This window comes from Alishewanella maricola (assembly GCF_016343785.1).
Taxonomy (GTDB): Bacteria; Pseudomonadota; Gammaproteobacteria; order Enterobacterales; family Alteromonadaceae; genus Alishewanella; species Alishewanella maricola.
Window position 1 is genome coordinate 58,130 of sequence record NZ_JAEINI020000009.1, and the last position, 22,461, is coordinate 80,590.

The following is a 22,461-nucleotide window of genomic DNA, read 5'->3' on the forward strand; positions in this document are numbered from 1 at the left end:
TTATAACGTCCTAGTCATATAATGACGGTGCTTCAGCATCCGGTCGGGTTTTAAACCGTCGATGCAGCCACATATACTGTTCGGGGTTTTTTAATACGGCTTGCTCAACCCACTGATTAACGCGGGTTACATCGGCGCGATCATCGCCACTGGGAAAATGATCAAACGCCGGCAGTATGTCAATTTGATAGCCGCGATAATCAGGTAAACGATAAGTATAGATCGGGATCACCACGCAATTTGCCGCATTGGCAAAAAGTAAGGTGCCGGTGGTGGTGGCGGTATCTGCCACCGCAAAAAAAGGAACAAACTCAGCCCGACTGCGTCCGTAATCTTGATCGGGAAGATAAAAACACACTTCTTGCTGATTTAGCGCCTGGATCAAGCCTTTAACATCCCGCTTGCCAATCATATATTTATTGCTGCGGCTGCGGCCGTGATACTGCAGATAATCCATTAGCGGGTTATTGTTCGGACGATAAAAACCAATGCTGGGGTGGGTTAAGCCAATCACTCGCCCAGCCGCCTCTAAATGTAGAAAATGCCCCGCCAGCAATAAAATACCCTTGCCGCTAGCGACTGCCTGCTGGATATGCTCGTAACCGGTAATATGTGCCAAGCGACGAACTCGCCAATCCGGCCACCACCAGCCAATCACCGTTTCAAACATGGCTTTGCCGCTTTCTTCGGCGTTGCGCCATAACAAGGCTTCACGTTCAGCCGCGCTTTTCTGTGGAAAACAAAGCTCGAGATTTCGTCTAGCAATTTTTTGACGGGATTTTAAGGCTTTAAATAATAACTTACCTAAGGCTGCGCCTAGGGTCATCAGCACACGGTAGGGTAACCAGCTGATAAGGTACATCAAGCCGACACCGATCCATAACAGCCAATAACGCGGCAATAAAAAACGCCAACTAAACTGAGGAGACTTAACCAAAATAGATATCCGAAAAAAACAAACTGACGGTATTGTATCGAAAAAATCGCGGCAGGAAAGGCGAAACTGGTAGGAGCATACGAAAAGACGAGGTATACCGACGCGCGGTATACCTCAACAGATTTACATCGTCAGTGCGTTGTTAATCGATAACAGGTCTTCTTCTGTTAAGTTACCGGCAGCTTGTTTGAGCTGTAACTGCGCTAGGATGTAATCATAACGCGCACCTGATAGGTTACGTTGTGCATCAAACAAGTTACGGGTGCTGAGTAAGACATCAACGATAGTTCGGGTGCCCACTTCAAAACCGGCTTCGGTTGCTTGTAAGGCACTTTGTGCCGAAATAACCGCTTGTTCTAAAGCACGGATCACAGACATTTGCGAATTGACATCGTTAAATGAGCTACGCACTTGGCGAACCACAGAGCGATAGCTTTGTTCTAAAGCTTGGCTGACTTCCACATAGCTAGCTTGTGCCACACGCACGTTTGCATCAATTGCACCGCCGCTGTAAATCGGTACAGAGAGGCTAATGCTGATTGAGCTGTTGTCAAAGCGATCAAAGCCTGATGTTTTAGATACACCTAAATTGGCAATCGCATCAACGGTGGGTAAATGACCCGCTTTCGCTAAATCAATATCAATTTCAGCCACATCTAACGAAATGCGCTGAGCTTGTAATACCAAGTTGTTTTGCTCAGCAATGCCAACCCACTCATTGGCTGCAGCAGGCTGCGGCCGTGAGGTAGAAAATTTGTCGGTATTTAACATGGCGACTTCAGCATGATACTGACCCGTGATTTCGCGCAGGGCTTCACGGGCATTTTCTAGGTTATTTTCACTGCTGATTTCACGCGCAACCACGCTGTCATATTGTGCTTGAGCTTCATGCACATCGGTGATCGCGGTTAAGCCTACCGCAAAACGTTGCTTGGTTTGCTCTAACTGGCGCTCTACAGAGCGTTTTTCGGCAGCCACGAACGTTAAGTTATCTTTGGCTTTTAACACGTCAAAATAAGCTGACGTCACGCGTAAGATCAGACCTTGCACTTCAGCGTTGTAAATGGTTTGGCTTTGCAGCGCCACTTTTTCTGCGCGTGGCAAACTCTGCCAATCAAACCAATCAAACAGGCTTTGCCGCGCGGTAACGTTGGCACCGATGCTGTTACTGCCACCGAAACGTAAATCATCGTTAGATGAACGACCAATTTCAGCACCAAAGCTGACAGAGGGTAATAAACGGGCTTTAGAGATATCAATACGCGCGGTAGCGGCATCGCGGTTAGCGGCAGCACGTTGCACAACCGGATCCTTTTGGGTAGCGAGCTGGTACACCGCTTTTAAGTCATCAGCCTGTAGTTGTAGGCTAAAAAAACTTAGCGATGACAGCACGAGAGTGCTTAATAACGTTTTTTTCATGTAATAAATCCTGGCTGAATAAGGAAACTGCCCAAATGATAACCTGTTAAAGTAAACTAGGTAACGTTTAAACCGTAAAGTTACCCGGTAGAGTGTAACAAAATGTGAGGGCAACCATGTCGCAATTCAAGATAGAACAGTATCCTTCTTTTCAAGCAGAAGATCTGGACATTATCGACAAAACCACGGTTTTTCAGGGCTTTTTTCGGATTGAGCGTTGGCAACTGCGACATAAGCTGTTTGCAGGCGGTTGGAGCCAGCCAATGATCAGAGAAGTTTTCGAGCGCGGACAGGCTGTGATAGTCTTACCTTATAATCCACAAACCGACGAAGTGGTGTTGGTTGAGCAGTTCCGCGTGGGTGTGGTCGATCAAGGTCAAAGCCCGTGGTTACTCGAATCTATTGCTGGAATGATCGACGACGGCCAAACCGCAGAGCAAACTGCTATTCGTGAAGCGAAAGAAGAAGCGGGCTTAACCTTAAGTGAGCTTTGGCCAATGTTAAATTATTTTTCGAGCCCCGGTGGCAGCACAGAGAAAATTCATTTGTATTTAGCCCGGCTAACACAACCCGTGACTAGCGGTTTATTTGGGCTCGATGCTGAACATGAGGACATCAAAATGCACGTTATGCCACGGCAAACGGCCATGCAATTATTAGCATCAGGGCACATTAACAATGCTGCGACAGTGATTGGCTTGCAATGGTTAGCGCTGCATTTAAGTGATGTGCAGCAACGCTGGGGTACACGCCTTGCATAAATCGATTTATGTACCGCAGTTACCCGACTTTTTGAGTTTGTGTGAACGCAACTATGCCGCACTGCTGCCGTTATTGCCCGAAACGCCGCAACTTGGCCAGCAATTATTTATAGCGCTGGGTGAGCAGGATATTTATTGCTTAACGGTGCTTGAGGTTGCGCGCTTTACTACGCGGGTGAAAATAGAGTTGAGCAGTGCCGATCATGTTTATTTTCAACCCAGTTTTGATGTGCAGCTGTACCATGATGCGCGGTTAGCCGAAGTGGTGCGAGCGCAGCAGCAATGGCGCTTTATTGGTGTGTATCCTTATCCGAATGCCACCATGTCGCAGCCTGATGAAAAACGACAAATTAATATGTTACTGCGCGATTGGTTAAACTTGTGCGCGCGGCGCGGTACTCGGCAGCATTCGGCGGTGTCAGGTTAATGCACAACTATGTCTTCCCAGCAAAAGCGGCCTATCGTGTAGTGCAAATTACCGATTGTCATTTATTGGCGGAACACGATGGCTTATATCGTGATTGCCAACCGGCGGTGCACTTAAAAGCGATTTTAGCGCAATTACAACTGTCGCCACCCGACGCACTCATTTTAACCGGCGATCTCACCCAAGATCACACCTTGGGCAGTTATCAATTATTGGCACAACTTTGCCAAGAGCTAAGCTGCCCTGTGTTTGTGTTACCCGGTAATCATGATGATTTGGCTATGTTAGCTCAGCTGCAACAACAGCCACCGTTTCAAAGGGCAGAAAGTTTAAGCTTAGGCGAGTGGCAACTGTTTTTGTTAAATACCAAGGGCCCGACACCTGCCGGTGAGTTTGCCGAGGATCGGCAAAGCGCTTTAGCCCAGCAGTTTGCAAAAAGTCAGGCCAAACAGTTTTGGTTGTTTTGTCATCATCACTCTCAGCCATTGGGCTGTTTTATTGATAAACATGGTTTGCGCGATCAACAGACTTTTTGGCCCTGGTTACTGCGCGAACCCAAAATTAAAGGGCTGGCGCATGGCCACGCGCATCTGGCTTATCACAAGGTGGTGCAGGGCATTGATATTGTCGGTTGCCCAGCCAGTTCGGTGCAGTTTTTAGCAAGCGATGACTGGCAAACCGTTAATGCCGGACCACAATGGTGCGAATGGTATTTTGCTGCGGCAGGTCAGGTCAGTTGGCAGTTTAAGAGGCTTTAATGCAACGAATTTTATATTTACACGGTTTTGCCAGTTCCAGTCTTTCGACCAAGGCGGTGCAAACCCAAGCTTACTTTGCGGCATTACCGAATGTGCATTTTCAAGCGCTAGATTTACCTTACACGCCCGATGCGGCGATGCAGGTATTAGAGCAAGCCATAGTGCAACCGCCAACAGCCATTATTGGCAGCTCGCTGGGTGGGTTTTTAGCCACGGTACTGGCCGAGCGAATTGGCTGTCGGGCCTGCGTGATCAACCCTGCTGTGGCACCGCATCGGGTATTAAGCCAATTTTTGGGTGAGTACGAACACCCGGTGTTACAACAGCGATATCAGGTTCAAGCGCAGCATATGCAACAGCTCGAAGCCTTGATGCCGATGCGGTTGCAACAGCCCAGTCGCTATTTAGTCCTTTTGCAAAGCGGTGATGAGGTGTTAGATTATCGTTTGGCCGTGGATTATTATCAGGGCGCACAGGTTCAGCTAGTTACAGGTGGTGATCATAGCTTTGTTGGTTATCAAGATTATCTGCCACACATTGCCGATTTTTGTCTGCAACCTCAGGAAACGGGAAGCCAAATTACAGTATGACTGAACAACTTTATAATGCCGAGTCGATCGAGGTTCTCACCGGTTTAGAGCCGGTGCAGCGCCGTCCAGGTATGTATACCGACACCACGCGGCCAAATCACTTAGCGCAAGAAGTAATTGATAACAGCGTGGATGAGGCGTTAGCCGGTCACGCCGATTTAGTGCAGGTGATTTTGCATGATGATCAATCGATTGAAGTTATCGATAACGGTCGAGGCATGCCGGTGGATATTCACCCCGAAGAAGGGGTGTCTGGCGTCGAATTGATTATGTGCCGGCTACATGCGGGCGGTAAATTCTCTAACAAAAACTACCAATTCTCTGGTGGTTTACACGGTGTTGGTATTTCTGTTGTTAACGCCTTATCAAGCCGAGTGGATGTGAGTATTCGCCGCGATGGTCAGGTTTATGATATCGCCTTTGAACATGGTAACAAGGTGGCAGAGTTAGCCGTTAGTGGCACCGTAGGTAAGCGCAATACCGGTACACGCGTTCGGTTTTGGCCCACCGCCTCTTATTTTGATTCACCCAAGTTTTCAGTGAGTCGTTTGTTACATGTATTAAAAGCCAAGGCCGTATTGTGCCCCGGTTTAACCGTAAAGTTTGATGACAAAGTTAACCAACAACAATATCAATGGTGTTATGAAGCCGGTATTCGTGACTATCTCGCCGAAGCCGTACAGCATTTTATTGCCTTACCTGAGCAGCCGTTTGTTGGTCAATTTACCGCCAGTACCGAAGCGGTAGAGTGGGCGTTACTTTGGTTGCCAGAAGGGGGAGAGCTAACCACCGAAAGCTATGTCAATTTAATCCCGACGGCGATGGGCGGCACGCACGTTAATGGCTTGCGCCAGGGGTTGTTAGAAGCCATGCGAGACTTCTGTGAGTACCGCAATTTGTTGCCCAGGGGTATTAAACTATCAGCGGAAGATGTCTGGGATCGCTGCGCTTACGTGATGTCATTGAAAATGCAAGATCCGCAGTTTGCTGGCCAAACGAAAGAGCGTTTATCGTCACGGCAATCGGCGGCTTTTGTCAGTGGTATTGTCAAAGATGCTTTTAGCTTGTGGTTAAACGAGCAAACCGATGTGGCATTAGCCTTAGCCGATTTTTGTATTAACAATGCCCAAAAGCGGCTACGGGCTGCAAAAAAAGTCATTCGTAAAAAAGTAACGTCAGGGCCCGCTTTACCCGGTAAGTTAGCCGATTGCTCGGCACAAGACTTAGCCCGTACCGAACTCTTTTTAGTTGAGGGTGACTCGGCGGGTGGCTCGGCTAAACAAGCGCGTGATCGGGAGTTTCAAGCCGTGATGCCACTGCGCGGTAAAATTTTAAATACCTGGGAAGTAGAATCTGGACAAATCTTGGCTTCACAAGAAGTTCATGATATCTCCGTGGCCATTGGTATCGATCCTGATTCGTTAGACTTATCCAGTTTGCGTTATGGCAAGGTGTGTATCCTAGCGGATGCCGACTCGGATGGGCTACACATTGCCACCTTGCTGTGTGCTCTGTTTATGCGACATTTCCGCCATCTAGTTGAGCAGGGCCATGTCTACGTTGCCATGCCGCCATTGTATCGAATAGACATTGGCAAAGATGTGTACTATGCGCTTGATGAAGAAGAGAAAAATGGTATTCTCGACCGTATCGAAGCAGAAAAAAAACGCGGCAAAGTTAATGTGCAACGTTTTAAAGGCTTAGGTGAAATGAACCCGCTGCAACTGCGTGAAACGACAATGGATCCGAACACTCGGCGTTTAGTGCAACTGACTGTAGACGACGCGGCGCAAACAATGGAATTGATGGATATGCTGTTGGCGAAAAAACGTGCTACCGATCGGCGTGATTGGCTGGAATTAAAAGGTGATAGAGCCATCATCGCTTAATCTAGGCACGGCTAAAGCATTTAGGGAGTCACCTGTGAAAAAACTGCTGGTCATTCTTCTGTGGTGTTGGGTTAGTCTCGGCCATGCTGAGTCGTTACCTGATGATGTGCCTGAGTGGCTGCAGCAAGTTGCTGCAGAAAAAAATCGTGCGCCAGAACAGATGCTCGAGATTTTAACGGCTAATCAGGCGCAGTTTGCTAACTTAAGCGCTGTGGCTCAGGCTTATTGGTTAAATCATCAAGCCACCATTTTAAGTCATTTAGGTCGTTTTCAAGAGCAGCAAGCGGTGGCAGAGCAGGGTATTGCGCTACTCAAAGATAATCCGAGCAGTTTATATGCCGAGCTCAGCTATGAGTTGGGCTTTGCTTTCGAAATGAAATTAGCCTTAGCCGATGCGATGAAGTGGTATCAAAAAGGCGTAGCAACGGCGATGGCTGTCGAAAATGAAAGGCTGCGTTTACGCGGGCTGATTAATATTTCGGCGGTTGATTCGTTACAAAATCGTACGCATCAAGCATTACAAAACTTACAAGATATCTATGCGCGAGCGACGCAATTAAAAGATAAAGAGCTACTAGCCGAAGTGAATGCACAGTTGGGCTTGTTGTACTCTAACTTGTCGTATGAGCAAGACGCACAAGAGTTTCTAGAGCAAGCCTTGGTGTTGTATGAAGAGTTAGGCTGGCATAAAAACCGCGTGACAGTATTGTATAATTTGGCTCGCAATTACAGCTATTTAGAAGACTTTGAGTTAGCGTTACAAAGCTTCGAGCGGATGTTGCAATCGGCCTTGAAAGAACAAGACATACTGAATTTGTATTACGCTTACAACGGTTTGGCGATAACCAGTAATGAAATGGACAAACCGCAAGTGGCGTTAAATTACATGGAAAAAGCCGAAGAATATTTGGCGGTTATTCATTCCGACTATTATTTAGCCAGTCATCATTATGAAAAAGCGCTGATTTATCAAAATTTGCAGCAAAACACCCAAGCTATGCAGCAATTATTGCTGGCCGAGCAATATGTGCAAACGGCAGAGAACAGTGGTTCGGGTAATATGCTGTTATCGTTTCAATTACTCAAAGCGGAATTGTTAGCGGATCAAGGGCAATATGAACGTGCTTTTCAAACTATGCGGCTTTTTGTTCGTGGTTTTCAGCAATTTCGAGATAAAGAAAACGAGTTAGAAATTGCAAAAATGCGCTTGAGTTTTGAAGCCGAGCGCGAGCAAGTTCAGCAAAATATGTTAGAGCAAGAATACCAATTAAACGCGTTACGCTTAGCAGAAGTTGAACGTAATAGAGTAATGCAATGGTTATGGCTGGGCATGGCCGCGACCCTAGGGCTATTCATACTGGTGGTGGTGTTATTACTACGCCGCACCCGTTCAGCGAAGGCCACACCCAGCTCGCCAACACGACAGGATCAGGCATGACAGAAACCGTACTTTCCGCCGATGGCACCGAACAGCTGCCACTGCGCCGCTTTACCGAAGAAGCCTATTTAAATTATTCCATGTACGTGATTATGGACCGGGCCTTACCGCATATCGGTGATGGGTTAAAACCGGTGCAACGTCGCATCGTCTATGCTATGTCCGAATTAGGCCTGTCGCATCTGGCGAAGTATAAAAAATCGGCGCGTACTGTCGGTGATGTGTTAGGTAAGTTTCATCCGCACGGTGATTCAGCGTGTTATGAAGCCATGGTATTGATGGCTCAACCCTTTTCATATCGTTATCCGTTGGTCGACGGCCAAGGAAACTGGGGTGCGCCGGATGATCCAAAGTCTTTCGCAGCAATGCGTTATACCGAAGCCAAATTATCGCGCTTTAGCGAAGTTTTGTTATCTGAGTTAGGCTCAGGCACTGCCGATTGGATCCCCAATTTTGACGGCACCCTCGAAGAGCCCAAGGTGTTACCGGCTCGTTTACCGCATATATTACTTAATGGTATCACCGGTATTGCAGTAGGTATGGCCACGGATATTCCACCGCATAACGTGCGTGAAATTGCCAATGCGTGTGCTGAGATCTTGGATAATCCGAAAGCTGAATTAGCCGATTTATTACAGCATGTGAAAGGCCCCGATTATCCAACTGATGCCGAAATTATCTCTTCTATCGAAGATATTGCGGCGGTATACGCGACAGGCCGCGGTAGTATTAAAATGCGTGCGGTGTATCTGCAAGAAGAGGGCGATATTGTGATAACGGCGTTGCCGCATCAAACGTCGGGCTCGAAGGTACTGGAGCAAATTGCGGCGCAAATGCAGGCGAAAAAGCTGCCAATGGTGTCAGATTTACGTGATGAATCGGATCACGAAAACCCAACCCGCATTGTTATTGTGCCACGCTCTAATCGAATTGATGTTGAGCAGTTAATGCAGCACTTGTTTGCCACCACTGACTTAGAGCGAAGTTATCGGGTTAACCTGAATATTTTAGGGCTAGATCACCGGCCACGGGTGCGCAATTTACTGGAAATCTTAACCGAGTGGCTGAGCTTCCGCCGTGACACCGTGCGTCGGCGTTTGCAGTTCCGCTTAGATAAAGTGTTAGACCGTTTGCATGTGTTAGAAGGTTTGTTAATTGCCTTTTTAAACATCGACGATGTGATCCGCATTATTCGAACCTATGACGAACCTAAGCCTGAGTTGATTGCTTTTTTTGGTGTAACAGAACGCCAAGCTGAAGCGATTTTAGAGCTGAAATTGCGCCATCTTGCCAAGCTAGAAGAAATGAAGATCCGGGGCGAGCAGGATGAGCTGAGCAAAGAGCGCGATAAGCTTCAGGCTATTTTAGGCTCTGAGAAAAAACTGACTAAGCTCGTGCGCGATGAACTGATGGCCGATGCACAAAAATACGGTGATGTTCGCCGCAGCCCTATCGTGCAGCGTGAAGAAGCCAAAGCTTTAAGCGAAAAAGAATTATTGCCAAGCGAAGCCGTTACCGTGGTGTTATCTGAAAAAGGCTGGGTGCGCTGTGCCAAAGGGCATGATGTCGATGGCAATGCCCTCAGTTATAAAGCCGGCGATGCGTTTAAAGCCTTAGCGAAAGGACGTTCGAATCAACAAGCGGTATTTTTAGATTCCTCGGGTCGCAGTTATGCCACCGAAGCGCATGAATTACCGTCTGCGCGTGGCCAAGGTGAGCCATTAAGCGGCCGTTTCGGCATTATTGCCGGTGAAACCGTCGAACATGTATTAATTGCCGATGAAAAACAAACATTACTGCTCGCCTCTGACGCCGGCTATGGTTTTGTTGCCGAGTTTAATGATTTGCTCAGTCGCAATAAAGCCGGTAAAGCGCTGCTCAGTTTACCGACGGCGGCAAAAGTATTGCCACCGTTACCGGTTGGCAACCCCGATACCGATTTATTGCTGTGTATTTCAAACGAAGGCCGTATGCTGGTGTTCCCGGTGGCCGAGTTACCGAAACTCAGCAAAGGTAAAGGTAATAAGCTGATGTCGATCCCGTCGGCACGTTCAGCCAGTCGAGAAGAGTTTGTCAGTTTGCTAGCCGTAGTACCGGCTGATGGCAGTGTCACCTTAGTGGCCGGTAAGCGTAAGCTTAGCCTGAAAGTGGATGACTTACAGCACTATCATGGTGAACGGGGGCGGCGTGGTAATAAGCTGCCACGCGGTTTACAGCGCATTGATGAAATTATTGTCAATGGCCTGAGTGATCAAACCAGCAGCCCGAGCGAATAACGTTATACTAGGCCCCTGATCTGATTGTGGTGTGAGTTGGCAAGGGGCCTGATGTGGTTGCTGTATTGCGTATAGTGTTATTAGTGCTGTTTTTTATTGGCAGCACCGTGGCGGGATTACTGGTTTGTTTATTCCGCCCTTTTCATCCTAACAATGTGGCATTGTTTAGCAAATGGTACGGCAAGGTATCGTGGATCCTCGGCATTGACGTAGAGATCCGTTATGATCCGGCGATTGCACCAGGCGAGCCATACGTGTTTATTGCTAATCACCAAAATAACCTCGATTTATTTACGATCAGTGGTTCAGTGCTACCGCGCACCGTAACCATTGGTAAGAAAAGCCTGAAATTTATTCCATTCTTTGGCCAATTATATTGGCTTAGCGGTAACTTCTTAATTGACCGTGATAACAAAGCTAAAGCGCTCAACACCATGTTATTTGCCGCAGAGCGTATCGCTAATCAAAAGATCTCGGTATGGATGTTTCCCGAAGGCACCCGCAGTTATGGTCGGGGGCTGCTGCCGTTTAAGATGGGGGCTTTTCACATAGCTTTAGAAGCGAATGTACCCTTAGTGCCGGTATGTATGAGCTCGACGCATAACCAGTTTAAATTAAACCGCTGGCGCAACGGTAAAGTGATTATCCAAATGAATGCGCCGGTGGTGCTGACTAAAGATGACAATTTACGCCAGTTTGCCCGAAATATTCGTCAGCAAATGGCAGATCAAATTAGTGCGCTTGATGCCGAGCTAGCTAACGACTACACTGCGCAACAGCAAAAATAACTGAGTAATCTTTATGGAAAACTGGCAAGAATTTACCGCAGAAACCATCAGTGCTTTATTAGAAGATGGTAGCGATCCGGATGCACTGTATACCATTGAGCATCATTTTTATGATAAAGACTTTAATAAACTAGAAAAACTGGCCGTAGAGCTGTTTAAGCTAGGTTATGAAGTGACCGACGCTGAAGAAGTCGAGTTTGAAGATGGCACCAATGCTTGGGTCTTCGATGCTATATGTGAGCAAGCTTTAGATGAAGCCGCGATCACGGCAGATGCCATTAAATTGGAAGCCTTAGCGAAAAAACATCAGGTTGAATATGACGGCTGGGGCACCTACTTTGAAGGTGACGATGACGAAGCATTTGATGAAGCGTTTGACGAAGACGACGAGGCTTAATTTAGCTTGGGATTGCTAGCTTCGCTGTTGTGCACAGCGAAGCGGTTAGCAAACCGTGTTTATTTACTGGTTTGTTTGTAACGTTCTTCTGCTTCTACAATTTTATTTTTACCATCGGTAATTAACTGCTGCCCTTTTTTGATGGCCGACTCACCTTCTTCTTGAGCGCTTTTACCGCGTTTGAGCAGCTCGTTTCCTTCTTCGACTTCTTCTTCTGCTTCTTCCCAAGCGTCAGTCAACTTTTCTAGTCTTGCCACCATGTCGCTGGCGGCTTTGCTAGTGTTAAGGTTATTTGCACTTAGCGCGAGCGTTTTGAATGCTTGGCGGTTTGTTTGTAAATCAGCGCTGCTATTTGCCAGTAATTTTTCGCCTTTACGGCTATAGTCTTTGCCATCAGCGAGTAGTTTTTTGCCTTCTTTTAACAGGGCTTCGCCTTCACGCGTGTCTTTTTTGCCTTGTTCCCACATTTTTGAGATAGCAATTTGCGATTCACCTTCGGCTAAAATCCGTTCGCCAAAAGTAGGTGGCTTCGTGGCACAGCCAGTCAGACTCACTAAACCCGTCAGTAAAATCATTGTTGCGATAGTCTTCATAACATCAACCTCTTAAATTTTTTATTCGTACTGCTATACCGTTTCAAAAACTATCTTTAGTAATGCAGCTAGATGCATTTTTATCCCGCTAAGCTGAGGTATATCGTTGCGCCCAAAGTCATGTGTCGTTTTCAGTCGCGTTTGCCTTGCAACCAAAAACTGTCATGCCTTATTGGTATTATGTGCTATTCCAAGGATGAATACTGTGTTGGCCGTTAAATAATATTTTTGTAAGCCAGAAGGTGAAAGTGCGTAAAGATCCGACGCTGCAAACATTCGCTATCGTCAGGCTGTGCATCAAGAGCGGTTGAGTGGATAATCTATTTTAAGTTGGCTTGATGCTGTCTTTAATGATTTGTACATCGTCAGCGTGCAGTAAAGCGTGTTCAGAGCGAATTAATGCGCGTTGGCTATGATAACGGGCTGCCTCACGGTTTTCCGCTGCGCCCAGTAATGACAATGACTGTAAAGCCTTTTGCAGTCTAACTGATACCTCAAGGATACCTGCACCATCTCGTGCTATCGCGGTAAAGGCATCGTCATACAGATCGCGGATCGTTAGCTCTGGCACAGCGACGCGTGGAAAAAGGGTCTTACTTTTTTGTTGCTCGGCGTCGGTGAGTGGCTTATTCCACAAGGCGATTAATCGCACTAAAGCCCCGGTAATAGTAATGGCTGTACCAGGATCGTTAACCGCAGGGGATAGTGCACGCCCCGCAATTTCGGATAACACCACTAACCCGAAGCGAGGATCATCGGCATATAAGCGTTCACGGCCAATTTGAAAGGCCTCGGCTATGCAGTGATCGTGTTCTAATGCACTGGCTGATAATTTATGCACGTAAGCCAATACACGATTGGGCGCAGCAAAGGTGCCCGGTAGTGCGGCAACCTCGACATGTGCATTCATTTTATCCGCCCATGCCTGAATTGCCGACATATCAATATGTTGCACATAGCCAATCTCGTTTGCAAAAACGGGGTGGCCTTTGCTGGCGTCAACTGAAGTGGGGATACCACATAATGTTGGGAAGATGCGGCGGCGTTCTAAAGCCGCGGCGGTGGCCAATTCCACTTTTTCGATAGTAGAGCCCAGCCGCCCCAGTCGGGCAATCCGATCAACCCAGCGGACAAAAACAGTGATCACCAAACCAAATACGAATACGGTCAGAGCAAACAAAATAAATAAGCCTGCTTTGTCAAAAAAGCTATTTTTTAACGCCGCGATGGCCACTACACTAAAGATAAAAGCGCCAACAAAAGTTGATAATGCATTTTGTGAAACATCGTCGGCGACCATTAAACGAAATGCACGAGGCGTTGCCGAGTTACTGGCGGAGTTGTAGGCGGATAGCATCGAGGTGACCGAAAACGTTGCAATCACTAACATACTAGAGGCCATAATCGACAATAAGCTCTCCACCGAGTCGATGCTGATATGGGGCACCCATTTTATCAATGCTGTGCCATCGGCCAGTTTGGCGATAAAAACCGCCGCAATCGACAATAAACACACCGCTAAAGGTCGCACCCATAGCCGCTCGTGTAACTGATTAAGTAAAAAGCGTAAACGGTCAATCGATACTAAAGCGGGCATGTGTATTCCTCTTTTCGGCTAAAGGGGGCTAGCGTGCAGCTAAACCCCGACTATTGCGGCTTTAGTTTGTCGGTGCAGCAATTAAAATTAAATCTTGCTGTGGCACTGTTAAGAATTGTGCGCCTGCATTGGTAATCACCACCATTTCTTCTACAGAAATCGTTTTCGTTTGCTGTTGGGCGCTCCCTGGATAATACCAACTGTAAAAGCCGTCATATGAAAAGGTCATGCCAGCGTCGAGTTGCCGCTCGGAAGCAATGCGCACGCCCAGATTCGGGCCAGTATCATGTGCAACATAGCCTACCGGATGGCCCGTGCTCCACATGACGGGCAGTGAGCCTGCTTTGGCCATCACTTCGAGTTGTGCTTGATGCACGCTGTTTCCTGTAACCCCCGGCTTCATTGCTGCAAATGCTGCTCTACCGCCTGCTAGGGCGCTATCCCAGGCATGTTGAATGGCTGCTGGCGCTTTATTTTCGCCGGGTTTCAGCACATAAGCAAAGCGCTGAATATCCGTCACCCAATGATCGAACACACGAATACCAAAATCGATTTGAATAACATCGCCGGGTTGGATCACGCGAGCAGTGGCATGCGAGTGCCCACGGTCTGGGCCTGAGTTAACCGCAGGGTTTTGATCTGATGCCCAAGCATCTTGCACACCGGCCTCGGCCATTTTTTCTTTCAAAAAGTGGGCAATATCTTGGTCAGTAGTCACTCCGGGAATAACGTGCTGATAAGCTTGATATTGCCAGTCTGAAGTGAGCTGTGCTGCTGCAGCCATAATGGCCACTTCGGCAGGTAGCTTCCGAGCCAGCCAATAATAAATAAGCGGCTCTGCCGCAACTAGGCTTAGCTCAGTGTCTTGTAAAGCGGAGCTCAAGGCAAGATATTGTGAATGGCTTAAGCCATCGGCCTGCGGGTTTTGGCTAAAACTATTCACGGCTAATGGGCCACGGATGTTTTGTTCTTTTAGCCAAGATGCCGCGGCATGAATAGCATCCTGTTGTTTTGAGATTTCAATCACTTCATCAAAGCGCTTTAATTCTTTCAAGGCGGTGGCTTCGCTTACAGGTGAGAATATGCGTGATGTTACCCCCTTGCTGGTGCGACTAAATAACACCACCGCCGTGCCGCCCGCGTTCTCACAGCCAACATGTTTGGCTAAAGGATCGTTGTCGTTCTCGCGGCACACAATTAACCAATGTGCCAGACCAGTATTATCCATAGCTTTCGGTAGCAAGGTCGAAATGCGTTGTTTAAGAATGTCTGGCCAAGGGGACGGGCCAGTTAATGGTGTGGGAAGCACTATTTGTGGCATTGTTGAGTTACCGGCATTTTGCTCAGCTGCAAAGCTTGTACAGCAAATGAAGGCGGCGAAAATCCAGCTAGATTTTTGAAATTTATTATTTTTTTTCATTGGAGCATGCCCTTGTGCGGTGAAGAGGCAAATGTCGAACGGCGCATAAGATGTATTTAATATTAAGCATAACCGTTAAAATTTTCGCTGTAAGTTATTGGCTGAAAGTTCTTTGTATGATTACTTTTAGCAACAAAAAGGCTTATTTAGCCAAGTTGCCAGCCTCAAGGATCGGCAAACCGGCTTCAGTTGGAATATAAATTCTTTCGCCTTTGCCATCTTGTAAGCCTTTGATCCAGATATACCGCAAATATTCTGTATTGCCTTTTAGCGACTCACCAATAATACGGTTGGACTCTGCAGCGGCTTTGGCTCGCTCAATATCGGCTAGGCCCTCGGCTTTAGCTCTCACCACCGCCGCTTTACCCTCGGCTTCTGCCAGCGTCACTCGGGCATTGGCTTGCATTAAGGCGGCCGTTTCTCGCGCTCGAGCTTCTTCAATCAAAATTTGTTTTGACCATTCGGCTTCTTTTAACGCGGCACGACCTTGCATCTCCATGCGATATAAGTTGTATTTAGGCCAGGCCTAAAACGACATAACAACAACGGCCACGCTAATCAACAAAAGCATAAACAAGGAGCCTACTGCGAGTGCTTGCCTGTTTTGATACATTAATAAATCCTTTTTTCAGAGTGGTTTTTGGGATGTACTTTAGCTGAGCCGAAAAATAGCGTTGGTTATTGCTAATAATTTTGTAGCATAAGTTAGTTTAATCTTTTACAAAGCACAACACCTGATTACCTTGGCATAGTGACCACGAATCGATGTTAAAGCGCTAATGTCACAGATGATTTTTGATGCTGATCTTGCTGGATTACTATAGATTTTGCTCTGAACGCACGGCTAACTCAGCATGACCATGACATCACGGCAACAAGATGCAGTTAAACCGCTTATGGCATTGATGATATTAGGCGATAACTTGGCTGCATGACGTTCAATTTTGGTTTGAGCGCACGGCTAACTGATCATGACCATGCCATAACCGCAACAAGATGCAATTTAACCAAACATGTTATGGATAATATTAAGCGATGGCTTTGTAGGATTATTCCTGATATTTATCTGACCAAACAGCAAATTCATTGCCGCTAGGCTCAGTGAAATGAAAGCGGTGACCACCAGGAAAGCTAAAAATAGGTTTAACCACAGTGCCACCGGCTGCGCTAATCTTTTTTAGGGTTTGCTCAAGCTGTTCACTATAAAAGATCAGCAAGGCCGCACCATGCTGTGTGTTCGAGCAGAGATCGGCTTGAAAAAAGCCTCCCTCTAATCCCTGATCGCTAAAAGCAGTGTACTGGGGCCCATAATCGACAAAGCTCCAATTAAAAACCTGTTGAAAGAACAGCTTTGTCGCCGCTAAATCAACGGCGGGCAATTCAACATAGTGTAACTTTTCATGCTGCATTAGTAACTCCGGTATCTGAGTGAGGTCCGGTCTGTCTCTGAGTAAGGTCAGACCTGTCCCAGAGTCGGGTTAAAGCTCTGTCTGAGTATAGTCTAGCCAAAGGGTTTAACCTTGGGTTAGGTTATGTTAACGCTGGATTGAAATGCGTTTGATTTCAGCAATCGCGATCCGCTCATCGGTTTTTTTAGTTTTTAAATACAGCCAGTAATCATCAAATTTAGTCACCACGCCTGACACTGCATACTCGTTCCACTGGGTACAATTAAAAAATACTTTCACTGTCTTGCCGGGTAATTCATTAAACATCGTTGCTCCTACACATGTTTAGTTTGCACTTAGCTAGCGTATATAAAGCTTGGCTAACTGGCTAATTAAGGTATCCGCAGTCTTTCAGTGTGGCTTAATCCTTCGCTGTTCGTGGCCAGACCAGTGTCTGAGTGTGGTACAACCAGTCTCTGAGTGCGGTCTGACCAGTGTCTGAGTGCGGTCGGATGAGATAGGTTAAACGCTAGGGTTATTTGGCGTCTTGAGCCAGCCATTCCTTAAATAGCGCGAAGCCCTGTTCGGTGACGGGGATGGCGATATTGGTCAGTAGAACCAAGCCTTTTTCGGTTTTTAGGTCAAAAATCACTAAGCTGAAGAAACCGGCTGTTTGGCCGTTATGCCAAAGCCACTGCTGCTCGGTTAGCATCCAGCCTAGCGTCATGGCAGGTTGCTCGGTGGTGGGTAGTGCGGTTAGCCATTGTTGCAGTGCTTTATCTTTGGCGTGGTGTTGGAAAATATGGCGCAGCATAGTGGCCATATCTTCAATGGAAGCGACGACCGCGCCAGCGCCGGCTAAGCTGTCGAATTGCCAATTCGGCACGGTGTCGGCACTGATCGCATAGCCGCTAGCAAGATCTTTAAAGCTTTGCTTGCTGGTTTGCACTCCCGCCGTTTTCATGCCTAATGGTTGCAATACTTGCTGCTGCATTAAGCTGGAATAAGGTATCTTTGCTTGCTGCCCTGCTAAGTAGCCCAGTAAGCCATAACCAAAATTAGAATAGCCAAAGGCTTTTTCAGCAAACTTGGTGTTTGCGAGCGCGGCTTTCAGTGCCGCTTCATCATAACTGGCGTAAGGGTTGCTCAAATCATCCAGCGGCAAATTGGCGGGTAACCTTGGCAAACCGCTGCGATGGGTCAGTAATTCTGCCAAGGTATAGCGATGTGTGGCGAGCTCGGGTAGGGTGCTTTGCTCAGCCAGTGGGGTGTCTAACTGCCACTTGCCTTGTTGTAGCTGCTTGATAATAGCCAATGCTGTCAACGGTTTGCTAATAGAGCCGATCTCAAACAGCGTGTTTTGGCTCACCGCTTGCTGCTTTGCCACATTGGCTTGCCCATGCAGCTGATAGCGCACCGCTTGGCCATCCACCCAAGCGATGGCCACGCCGTGCTGACCAAACTCAGTGCCCAACCATTCACTCAAATTACTTAGTGTCGGTGTTAGCGGCTGAGTTACCGGCTTTTTTTTTAGGATAAGCGGTATAGCTTGACCTTGCACAAAGCTGCCTTGCCACGCGTCATCTTGCCAAGTGCCTTGGTAGCTAGCGTTAATCATCGATGAGCCAAAGCGCAATTGCTGTTCGTTAATACTAAACTGATCAACAGGAATACCATAACTTTGCTGTTTGGGGCTGTCTAAGGTGACATGATAGCCGTTAGCAATTACCGCGATATTTAACACTAAAGGTAAACTGGCGTTGGCATTGATTTGCAACTCACCGAACAGCTGTTGTTCATGTACCAGCCGTGCTTCGTCGCTTTTCGTCAAGCGGCTTAAGGTTAGTGGCATTGGCCGACCTTGGGTAAAGGTCCCGCTGAGGGTTTCACCGTCAAATGTGCCAGTGAAAGCTGCTTTTAAGGCATCGACGGTAAAGTTTAAGGTATTGTCTTGTATGGTCATACTGCTAACGGCAATGTCGTTCGAATGTTGATTAGGACTGCGTAGTAATAGCTGATAGCCTTCAGTGCTGGATTGTATTTGCAGTGCCAAGGTCAGGCCGCTGTTTGGTGATGTGGCTAGCACACCACGCCAATGGCCACTGATATCGGCTGCATTCACATTCAGGTTAAGTGCTAAGCTGCTAATAAGCATAAGTAAAGATTTCATCTGATGTATTCCTTTTACACACAGTGAACAGTATAGACAGGGATGACGTTTTGTGTGAAAGCCCCGACCTACCATGCATTATTGGCAAATCGGGGCTGGTAAGCCGCTTAATTACCGCCTAATTTATCTAGTAAGCGGTTACGCAGTTTGTCTTGTATGGAACCCATCTTGGCATTTAACAGCTCTTCTAACTTGCCTTCCAGCGCTTTAGTATCACCTTCTTGCTGTTGCAATAAACCGAGCCATTCTTGTTGCCCGGCTAATTGTTGTTGTAAGCGGCTATCTAAATCACTGCGCAGTTTCGTTTGCAGCGCCGCGACTTTTTGCTTAGCTTCACCCAGCAAGGCATCACCTAACATCCGATCTAATGACGAGCGAATAGTCACGTCAGGTTTAGAAATTAAGCCTTCGGCTAACACATCCAGTGGGATCTGACTTTGCTGGTTTAACAGCGACACCAGTTGGTCTAAATAGCGGTTACCGGTTTTATCAAAGTTAGCGTTTTTCAATAGCACTTTGGCTTGTTGTTTTAGTTGATCATCGACCAGTTTCAGTGAGCCGGTGGCACTAAATAAACCAGCCAAGATGGTCATAGCGGTTTTATCGTTGCCTAGCGTCAGATTCTCTAAGGCCATATCATCAAGCTGCCAGCTAAGGTTGGTGATCATCTGCTCTAGAATCGCAAAGTCGCCATTGAGCTTCAGGCTGTTCAGTTTAGGCAAACCCGATACATCGACTTTAAAGCGCGTCGCCACATTATTAATAAGTTGATGCTGAGTGGTAATGTCTTGCATATTAATAGTGGTTTCGGTGCCGGCCAGTAATAAATGCAGCTTGGCTTGTTTTACCCAAAAATCAGGGTAGGGCTGATTCAGATCCAAAGGTTTGGCTGGCGTCGCATCGCCTTCTTGTTGTAAATAGGGTTTGGCCAGTTGATACAAAGCTTCGAGCTTTTGCATCTCACGGGCCCACACATCACCCAGCAAGATTTGGAAGATCGGTGCTAAGCCGCCGTCTTGAATATTCGCCAATTGTTTTAGTTGTTGCCAATCTTGCTCAGCTGCACTGCGTACCGCTTTTACTGCATCGTTCAGCTGGTCACGGCTTTGGCCAAAACTTTGCTGTAGGGTGCGAAGTTTTTCACGCTCGGCCTTTAATTGTTGCTGTAAGCTGCTCAGTTGCTGGGTTTTTGTAGCTAAATCTGCGGCATCACTGATCTTGCTGTCGGTTAGTGCTTTAATTTTAGCTTGAAACTCTTCTAACTGTTGCTGGGTAGGCAGTTGCTGCCGTAACTCGGTAAACTTTTGGCGTTGGCCGCTGATTAACTCTTTGAGTTGCTGCCCTTGTTGCACGGTTTGTAAATTGGCGCGCGCTAAAATCGACTCTGCAGTAGGCAATTCCACTTGTAATAACGAGGCTAAATCCAACGCATTGTCGTTCGGTGGCGGCACTCGATACACTTTACCGGGTTGCTGACGCGCACTGCCATAGGCTAACTCGTTCACTTCTAATTCTTCTACCACGTAAAAACCTTTTAAGGCAGGCCACGGATCAATGCGGGCAAAGGCTTGCTTAAAACTGACGCTGTTATAAGCCGGTTTAGCGGGATCGGTGAGTTGTACACCATTAATTTGTAATGATACCGGCATGAGGCGAAGCGATACGCTGTCGACATTCGCTTCAGCGCCGGTGGCTTCTTCAAGTTGGTCAATCAGTACGCTTTTAATGATAGTGTTAGCCAGTAACCAGCCAATCACCAGAAGGGTGATCAGACTGACGGGAATAAGCCAAAGTAGTTTTTTCATCAGGAAATCCTTATCTGCAACAAAGAGGCGAGTTGACCCCTACAGTGTAAGGTAAAACGCGGTTTGCTTCATCTTTTTGCAAAATAACCGGGTTTAGCCTTGCGACAGGTAACAGCTGGTTGCGATAAAGCAGGCTGTTCCAAAGCGCCTCAGCGTTTATGCTAAAGCATGAGTCAGTATTTGTAGGATCGATCTGTTATGCGCATATTATGTCTGTCGTTAAGTATGGTGTTGTTAGGCTGTCAACCGGCGGTAAAAGAGCAGCCGGTAACCTTAAGCTCGCCCGCATGGACTGATGCCCGTGCCGCTCAGCAAGGTTTGGCCGCGGGCACCTTTACCAGTGAACAATTAGTGCAACATTATCTGGAGCAAATAGCCGCGCACAATCTGCAAGGCCATGAGCTGCGCGCTATTGTCGATGTGAATGTTGAGGCCCTTGCGCAAGCAAAATTATTGGATGAAGAGCGGGCGCAAGGCAAAATGCGTTCACCGTTGCACGGCTTGCCGGTAGTGTTAAAAGCCAATATTGCTACCGCCGACCAATTACCGACTACTGCTGGCGCTTTAGCCTTAAAAAATCACCTCACAGCCAAAGATGCCGAGCTGGTGAAGCAACTGCGAGCAGCCGGTGCCGTGATCCTTGCCAAAAGTAACTTGTCAGAGTGGGCGAATTTTCGTGGTGAAGACTCGTCCAGCGGTTGGTCAGCGTTAGGCGGGCAAACCCGTAATCCACATGTATTAACCCATACGCCTTGTGGTTCGAGCTCAGGCTCAGGTGTGGCGGTGGCCGCTGATCTCAGCTTGCTGGCCGTGGGCACCGAAACTGACGGTTCTATTATGTGCCCTTCTTCTATCAACGGCATTGTGGGTATTAAACCAACGCGTGGTGCGGTATCGGGTGAAGGCATTATTCCGATCGCCGCTGCGCAGGATATTGCCGGGCCGATGGCGCGCAAAGTGTATGATGCGGCGTTATTATTAGAGGCCATGCTGACAACCGAAGCGCGGCAAAAATTACCTGCGTCTTTAACCGCGGCCGCGTTACAGCCTGCAACCAGTGGCAAAGTATTATTAGTTCGCGCTTATGACAGTCGCAACCCAGCGTTACCGGCTATTCTAGATAAAACGGCGGCAGTGCTAACGGCGGCGGGTATTGAAGTTGTCACTACCGATCAATGGCAATTGCCGGGGGAATTATATCAAGCCGAGTTAGCGGTACTGGTATACGAATTTGCGCGAGATTTACAGCAGTGGTTAACCGATTACGACGTGCCTGCAGCAGTAAATACCGTGCAAAAAATTGTCGACTTCAATAACGCACAGGGCGAAACAGCTTTGGCGTTTTATGGTCAAGAATACCTTGAGCAAGCTGCTGCCACTGATTTAACCGCCCAAGCTGAAGCCTATCAGCAGGCGTTAACGCGTAGCCGTGAACTGGCAGAAGCAGCATTAAATACCTATTTAAATGACGGCTACAGCGCGATAATTATGCCTTCTTATGGACCAGCTTGGCCGATTGATCATGTGAATGGCGACAGTTTTAATTTTGGCACTTCTACTGCTGCCGCGGTGGCCGGCTACCCATCGATTACGTTACCGGGTGGTTATGATGGTGTGTTACCACTGGGCTTAAGCGTGGTCGGTTTACCCTGGTCTGAGCCCGAACTGTTGCGCGTAGCGGCATTGTTAGAGCAACAATTATCAGCGTATCGGCGTCCGGGTTTTGTAGCAAGTTTACCCAGCAATGCTGAGCCTGCAGTAAAATCAGAGTAAGGTTAAGCGTTTAACTTACCGTGTAATTAAGGCGG

At 47.4% G+C, this 22,461-nt stretch carries 20 protein-coding genes; 10 read left to right on the forward strand and 10 right to left on the reverse strand.

Annotated features, from left to right (window positions below):
• Positions 1-10 precede the first annotated feature (10 nt).
• Together lpxL and tolC are read right to left on the reverse strand one after the other, a co-directional pair.
• Complete coding sequence (gene lpxL / locus JAO78_RS12710) at positions 11-937, reverse strand: LpxL/LpxP family Kdo(2)-lipid IV(A) lauroyl/palmitoleoyl acyltransferase (RefSeq protein ID WP_226751736.1); 927 nt, start codon at positions 935-937, stop codon at positions 11-13.
• A 123-nt stretch (positions 938-1,060) separates the two neighbouring features.
• Positions 1,061-2,356: an outer membrane channel protein TolC gene (gene tolC / locus JAO78_RS12715; protein WP_226751737.1), complete on the reverse strand. Its 1,296-nt coding sequence runs from the start codon at positions 2,354-2,356 to the stop codon at positions 1,061-1,063.
• Positions 2,357-2,472: 116 nt separating this feature from the next.
• On the opposite strand from tolC, the gene JAO78_RS12720 reads away from it, so the two are divergent.
• From JAO78_RS12720 to rraB, 9 genes are read left to right on the forward strand one after another with little or no spacing between them, the layout of a single operon-like run.
• On the forward strand, positions 2,473-3,117 hold the full coding sequence (locus JAO78_RS12720) for an NUDIX domain-containing protein (RefSeq protein ID WP_226751738.1): 645 nt from the start codon (positions 2,473-2,475) through the stop codon (positions 3,115-3,117).
• Entirely contained in the window at positions 3,110-3,544 is a 435-nt protein-coding gene (locus tag JAO78_RS12725; protein ID WP_226751739.1) for a DUF1249 domain-containing protein, read from the forward strand. The genes JAO78_RS12720 and JAO78_RS12725 overlap by 8 nt, the downstream gene beginning before the upstream one ends.
• Positions 3,544-4,302, forward strand: coding sequence for a metallophosphoesterase family protein (locus tag JAO78_RS12730; RefSeq protein ID WP_226751740.1), 759 nt, complete (start codon positions 3,544-3,546; stop codon positions 4,300-4,302). The genes JAO78_RS12725 and JAO78_RS12730 overlap by 1 nt, the downstream gene beginning before the upstream one ends.
• Positions 4,302-4,892 (forward strand): YqiA/YcfP family alpha/beta fold hydrolase, encoded by a 591-nt coding sequence (locus JAO78_RS12735; protein ID WP_226751741.1) that lies wholly within the window; start codon positions 4,302-4,304, stop codon positions 4,890-4,892. Before JAO78_RS12730 ends, JAO78_RS12735 begins: the two co-directional genes overlap by 1 nt.
• Positions 4,889-6,781, forward strand: coding sequence for a DNA topoisomerase IV subunit B (gene parE / locus JAO78_RS12740; protein WP_226751742.1), 1,893 nt, complete (start codon positions 4,889-4,891; stop codon positions 6,779-6,781). The genes JAO78_RS12735 and parE overlap by 4 nt, the downstream gene beginning before the upstream one ends.
• A 34-nt stretch (positions 6,782-6,815) precedes the next feature.
• Entirely contained in the window at positions 6,816-8,219 is a 1,404-nt protein-coding gene (locus JAO78_RS12745) for a tetratricopeptide repeat protein (RefSeq protein WP_226751743.1), read from the forward strand.
• Positions 8,216-10,495 (forward strand): DNA topoisomerase IV subunit A, encoded by a 2,280-nt coding sequence (gene parC, locus JAO78_RS12750; protein WP_226751744.1) that lies wholly within the window; start codon positions 8,216-8,218, stop codon positions 10,493-10,495. Before JAO78_RS12745 ends, parC begins: the two co-directional genes overlap by 4 nt.
• A 53-nt stretch (positions 10,496-10,548) precedes the next feature.
• Complete coding sequence (locus JAO78_RS12755; protein ID WP_226751745.1) at positions 10,549-11,283, forward strand: 1-acylglycerol-3-phosphate O-acyltransferase; 735 nt, start codon at positions 10,549-10,551, stop codon at positions 11,281-11,283.
• A 13-nt stretch (positions 11,284-11,296) separates the two neighbouring features.
• Positions 11,297-11,680: a ribonuclease E inhibitor RraB gene (gene rraB, locus JAO78_RS12760; protein ID WP_226751746.1), complete on the forward strand. Its 384-nt coding sequence runs from the start codon at positions 11,297-11,299 to the stop codon at positions 11,678-11,680.
• Between the two features lie 59 nt (positions 11,681-11,739).
• Here rraB and JAO78_RS12765 read toward each other — a convergent pair whose 3' ends face one another.
• The 8 genes from JAO78_RS12765 to JAO78_RS12800 all read right to left on the reverse strand — a co-directional run bounded on the left by JAO78_RS12765 (position 11,740) and on the right by JAO78_RS12800 (position 20,653).
• The gene (locus JAO78_RS12765) at positions 11,740-12,273 is read right to left on the reverse strand and encodes a hypothetical protein (RefSeq protein WP_226751747.1); all 534 of its coding nucleotides are present in this window, start codon (positions 12,271-12,273) and stop codon (positions 11,740-11,742) included.
• 325 nt (positions 12,274-12,598) lie between these two features.
• On the reverse strand, positions 12,599-13,870 hold the full coding sequence (locus JAO78_RS12770; protein ID WP_226751748.1) for a DUF2254 domain-containing protein: 1,272 nt from the start codon (positions 13,868-13,870) through the stop codon (positions 12,599-12,601).
• A 61-nt stretch (positions 13,871-13,931) separates the two neighbouring features.
• A complete protein-coding gene (locus tag JAO78_RS12775; protein WP_226751749.1) occupies positions 13,932-15,290 on the reverse strand; it encodes a M24 family metallopeptidase in 1,359 nt (452 codons plus the stop codon).
• A gap of 142 nt (positions 15,291-15,432) precedes the next feature.
• Positions 15,433-15,783, reverse strand: coding sequence for an SPFH domain-containing protein (locus JAO78_RS12780; protein WP_226751750.1), 351 nt, complete (start codon positions 15,781-15,783; stop codon positions 15,433-15,435).
• Between the two features lie 556 nt (positions 15,784-16,339).
• A complete protein-coding gene (locus JAO78_RS12785) occupies positions 16,340-16,699 on the reverse strand; it encodes a VOC family protein (protein WP_226751751.1) in 360 nt (119 codons plus the stop codon).
• A gap of 126 nt (positions 16,700-16,825) precedes the next feature.
• Positions 16,826-17,005: a hypothetical protein gene (locus JAO78_RS12790; protein WP_226751752.1), complete on the reverse strand. Its 180-nt coding sequence runs from the start codon at positions 17,003-17,005 to the stop codon at positions 16,826-16,828.
• Positions 17,006-17,213: 208 nt separating this feature from the next.
• Complete coding sequence (locus JAO78_RS12795) at positions 17,214-18,848, reverse strand: serine hydrolase domain-containing protein (protein ID WP_226751753.1); 1,635 nt, start codon at positions 18,846-18,848, stop codon at positions 17,214-17,216.
• 107 nt (positions 18,849-18,955) lie between these two features.
• Positions 18,956-20,653 carry a TIGR03545 family protein gene (locus JAO78_RS12800; RefSeq protein WP_226751754.1) on the reverse strand — a complete coding sequence of 566 codons (1,698 nt, stop codon included), beginning with the start codon at positions 20,651-20,653 and terminating at the stop codon, positions 18,956-18,958.
• Positions 20,654-20,851: 198 nt separating this feature from the next.
• Here JAO78_RS12800 and JAO78_RS12805 point away from each other — a divergent pair, with 198 nt between their 5' ends.
• Positions 20,852-22,426 carry an amidase gene (locus JAO78_RS12805; RefSeq protein ID WP_226751755.1) on the forward strand — a complete coding sequence of 525 codons (1,575 nt, stop codon included), beginning with the start codon at positions 20,852-20,854 and terminating at the stop codon, positions 22,424-22,426.
• Positions 22,427-22,461: the final 35 nt, after the last annotated feature.

Coding starts and splice junctions, on each gene's coding strand:
- tolC (WP_226751737.1), bottom strand. CDS start 2,356: ATGAAAAAAACGTTATTAAGCACTCTCGTGCTGTCATCGCTAAGTTTT.
- JAO78_RS12720 (WP_226751738.1), top strand. CDS start 2,473: ATGTCGCAATTCAAGATAGAACAGTATCCTTCTTTTCAAGCAGAAGAT.
- JAO78_RS12730 (WP_226751740.1), top strand. CDS start 3,544: ATGCACAACTATGTCTTCCCAGCAAAAGCGGCCTATCGTGTAGTGCAA.
- JAO78_RS12735 (WP_226751741.1), top strand. CDS start 4,302: ATGCAACGAATTTTATATTTACACGGTTTTGCCAGTTCCAGTCTTTCG.
- parE (WP_226751742.1), top strand. CDS start 4,889: ATGACTGAACAACTTTATAATGCCGAGTCGATCGAGGTTCTCACCGGT.
- parC (WP_226751744.1), top strand. CDS start 8,216: ATGACAGAAACCGTACTTTCCGCCGATGGCACCGAACAGCTGCCACTG.
- rraB (WP_226751746.1), top strand. CDS start 11,297: ATGGAAAACTGGCAAGAATTTACCGCAGAAACCATCAGTGCTTTATTA.
- JAO78_RS12765 (WP_226751747.1), bottom strand. CDS start 12,273: ATGAAGACTATCGCAACAATGATTTTACTGACGGGTTTAGTGAGTCTG.
- JAO78_RS12770 (WP_226751748.1), bottom strand. CDS start 13,870: ATGCCCGCTTTAGTATCGATTGACCGTTTACGCTTTTTACTTAATCAG.
- JAO78_RS12775 (WP_226751749.1), bottom strand. CDS start 15,290: ATGAAAAAAAATAATAAATTTCAAAAATCTAGCTGGATTTTCGCCGCC.
- JAO78_RS12780 (WP_226751750.1), bottom strand. CDS start 15,783: ATGCAAGGTCGTGCCGCGTTAAAAGAAGCCGAATGGTCAAAACAAATT.
- JAO78_RS12785 (WP_226751751.1), bottom strand. CDS start 16,699: ATGCAGCATGAAAAGTTACACTATGTTGAATTGCCCGCCGTTGATTTA.
- JAO78_RS12790 (WP_226751752.1), bottom strand. CDS start 17,005: ATGTTTAATGAATTACCCGGCAAGACAGTGAAAGTATTTTTTAATTGT.
- JAO78_RS12795 (WP_226751753.1), bottom strand. CDS start 18,848: ATGAAATCTTTACTTATGCTTATTAGCAGCTTAGCACTTAACCTGAAT.
- JAO78_RS12800 (WP_226751754.1), bottom strand. CDS start 20,653: ATGAAAAAACTACTTTGGCTTATTCCCGTCAGTCTGATCACCCTTCTG.
- JAO78_RS12805 (WP_226751755.1), top strand. CDS start 20,852: ATGCGCATATTATGTCTGTCGTTAAGTATGGTGTTGTTAGGCTGTCAA.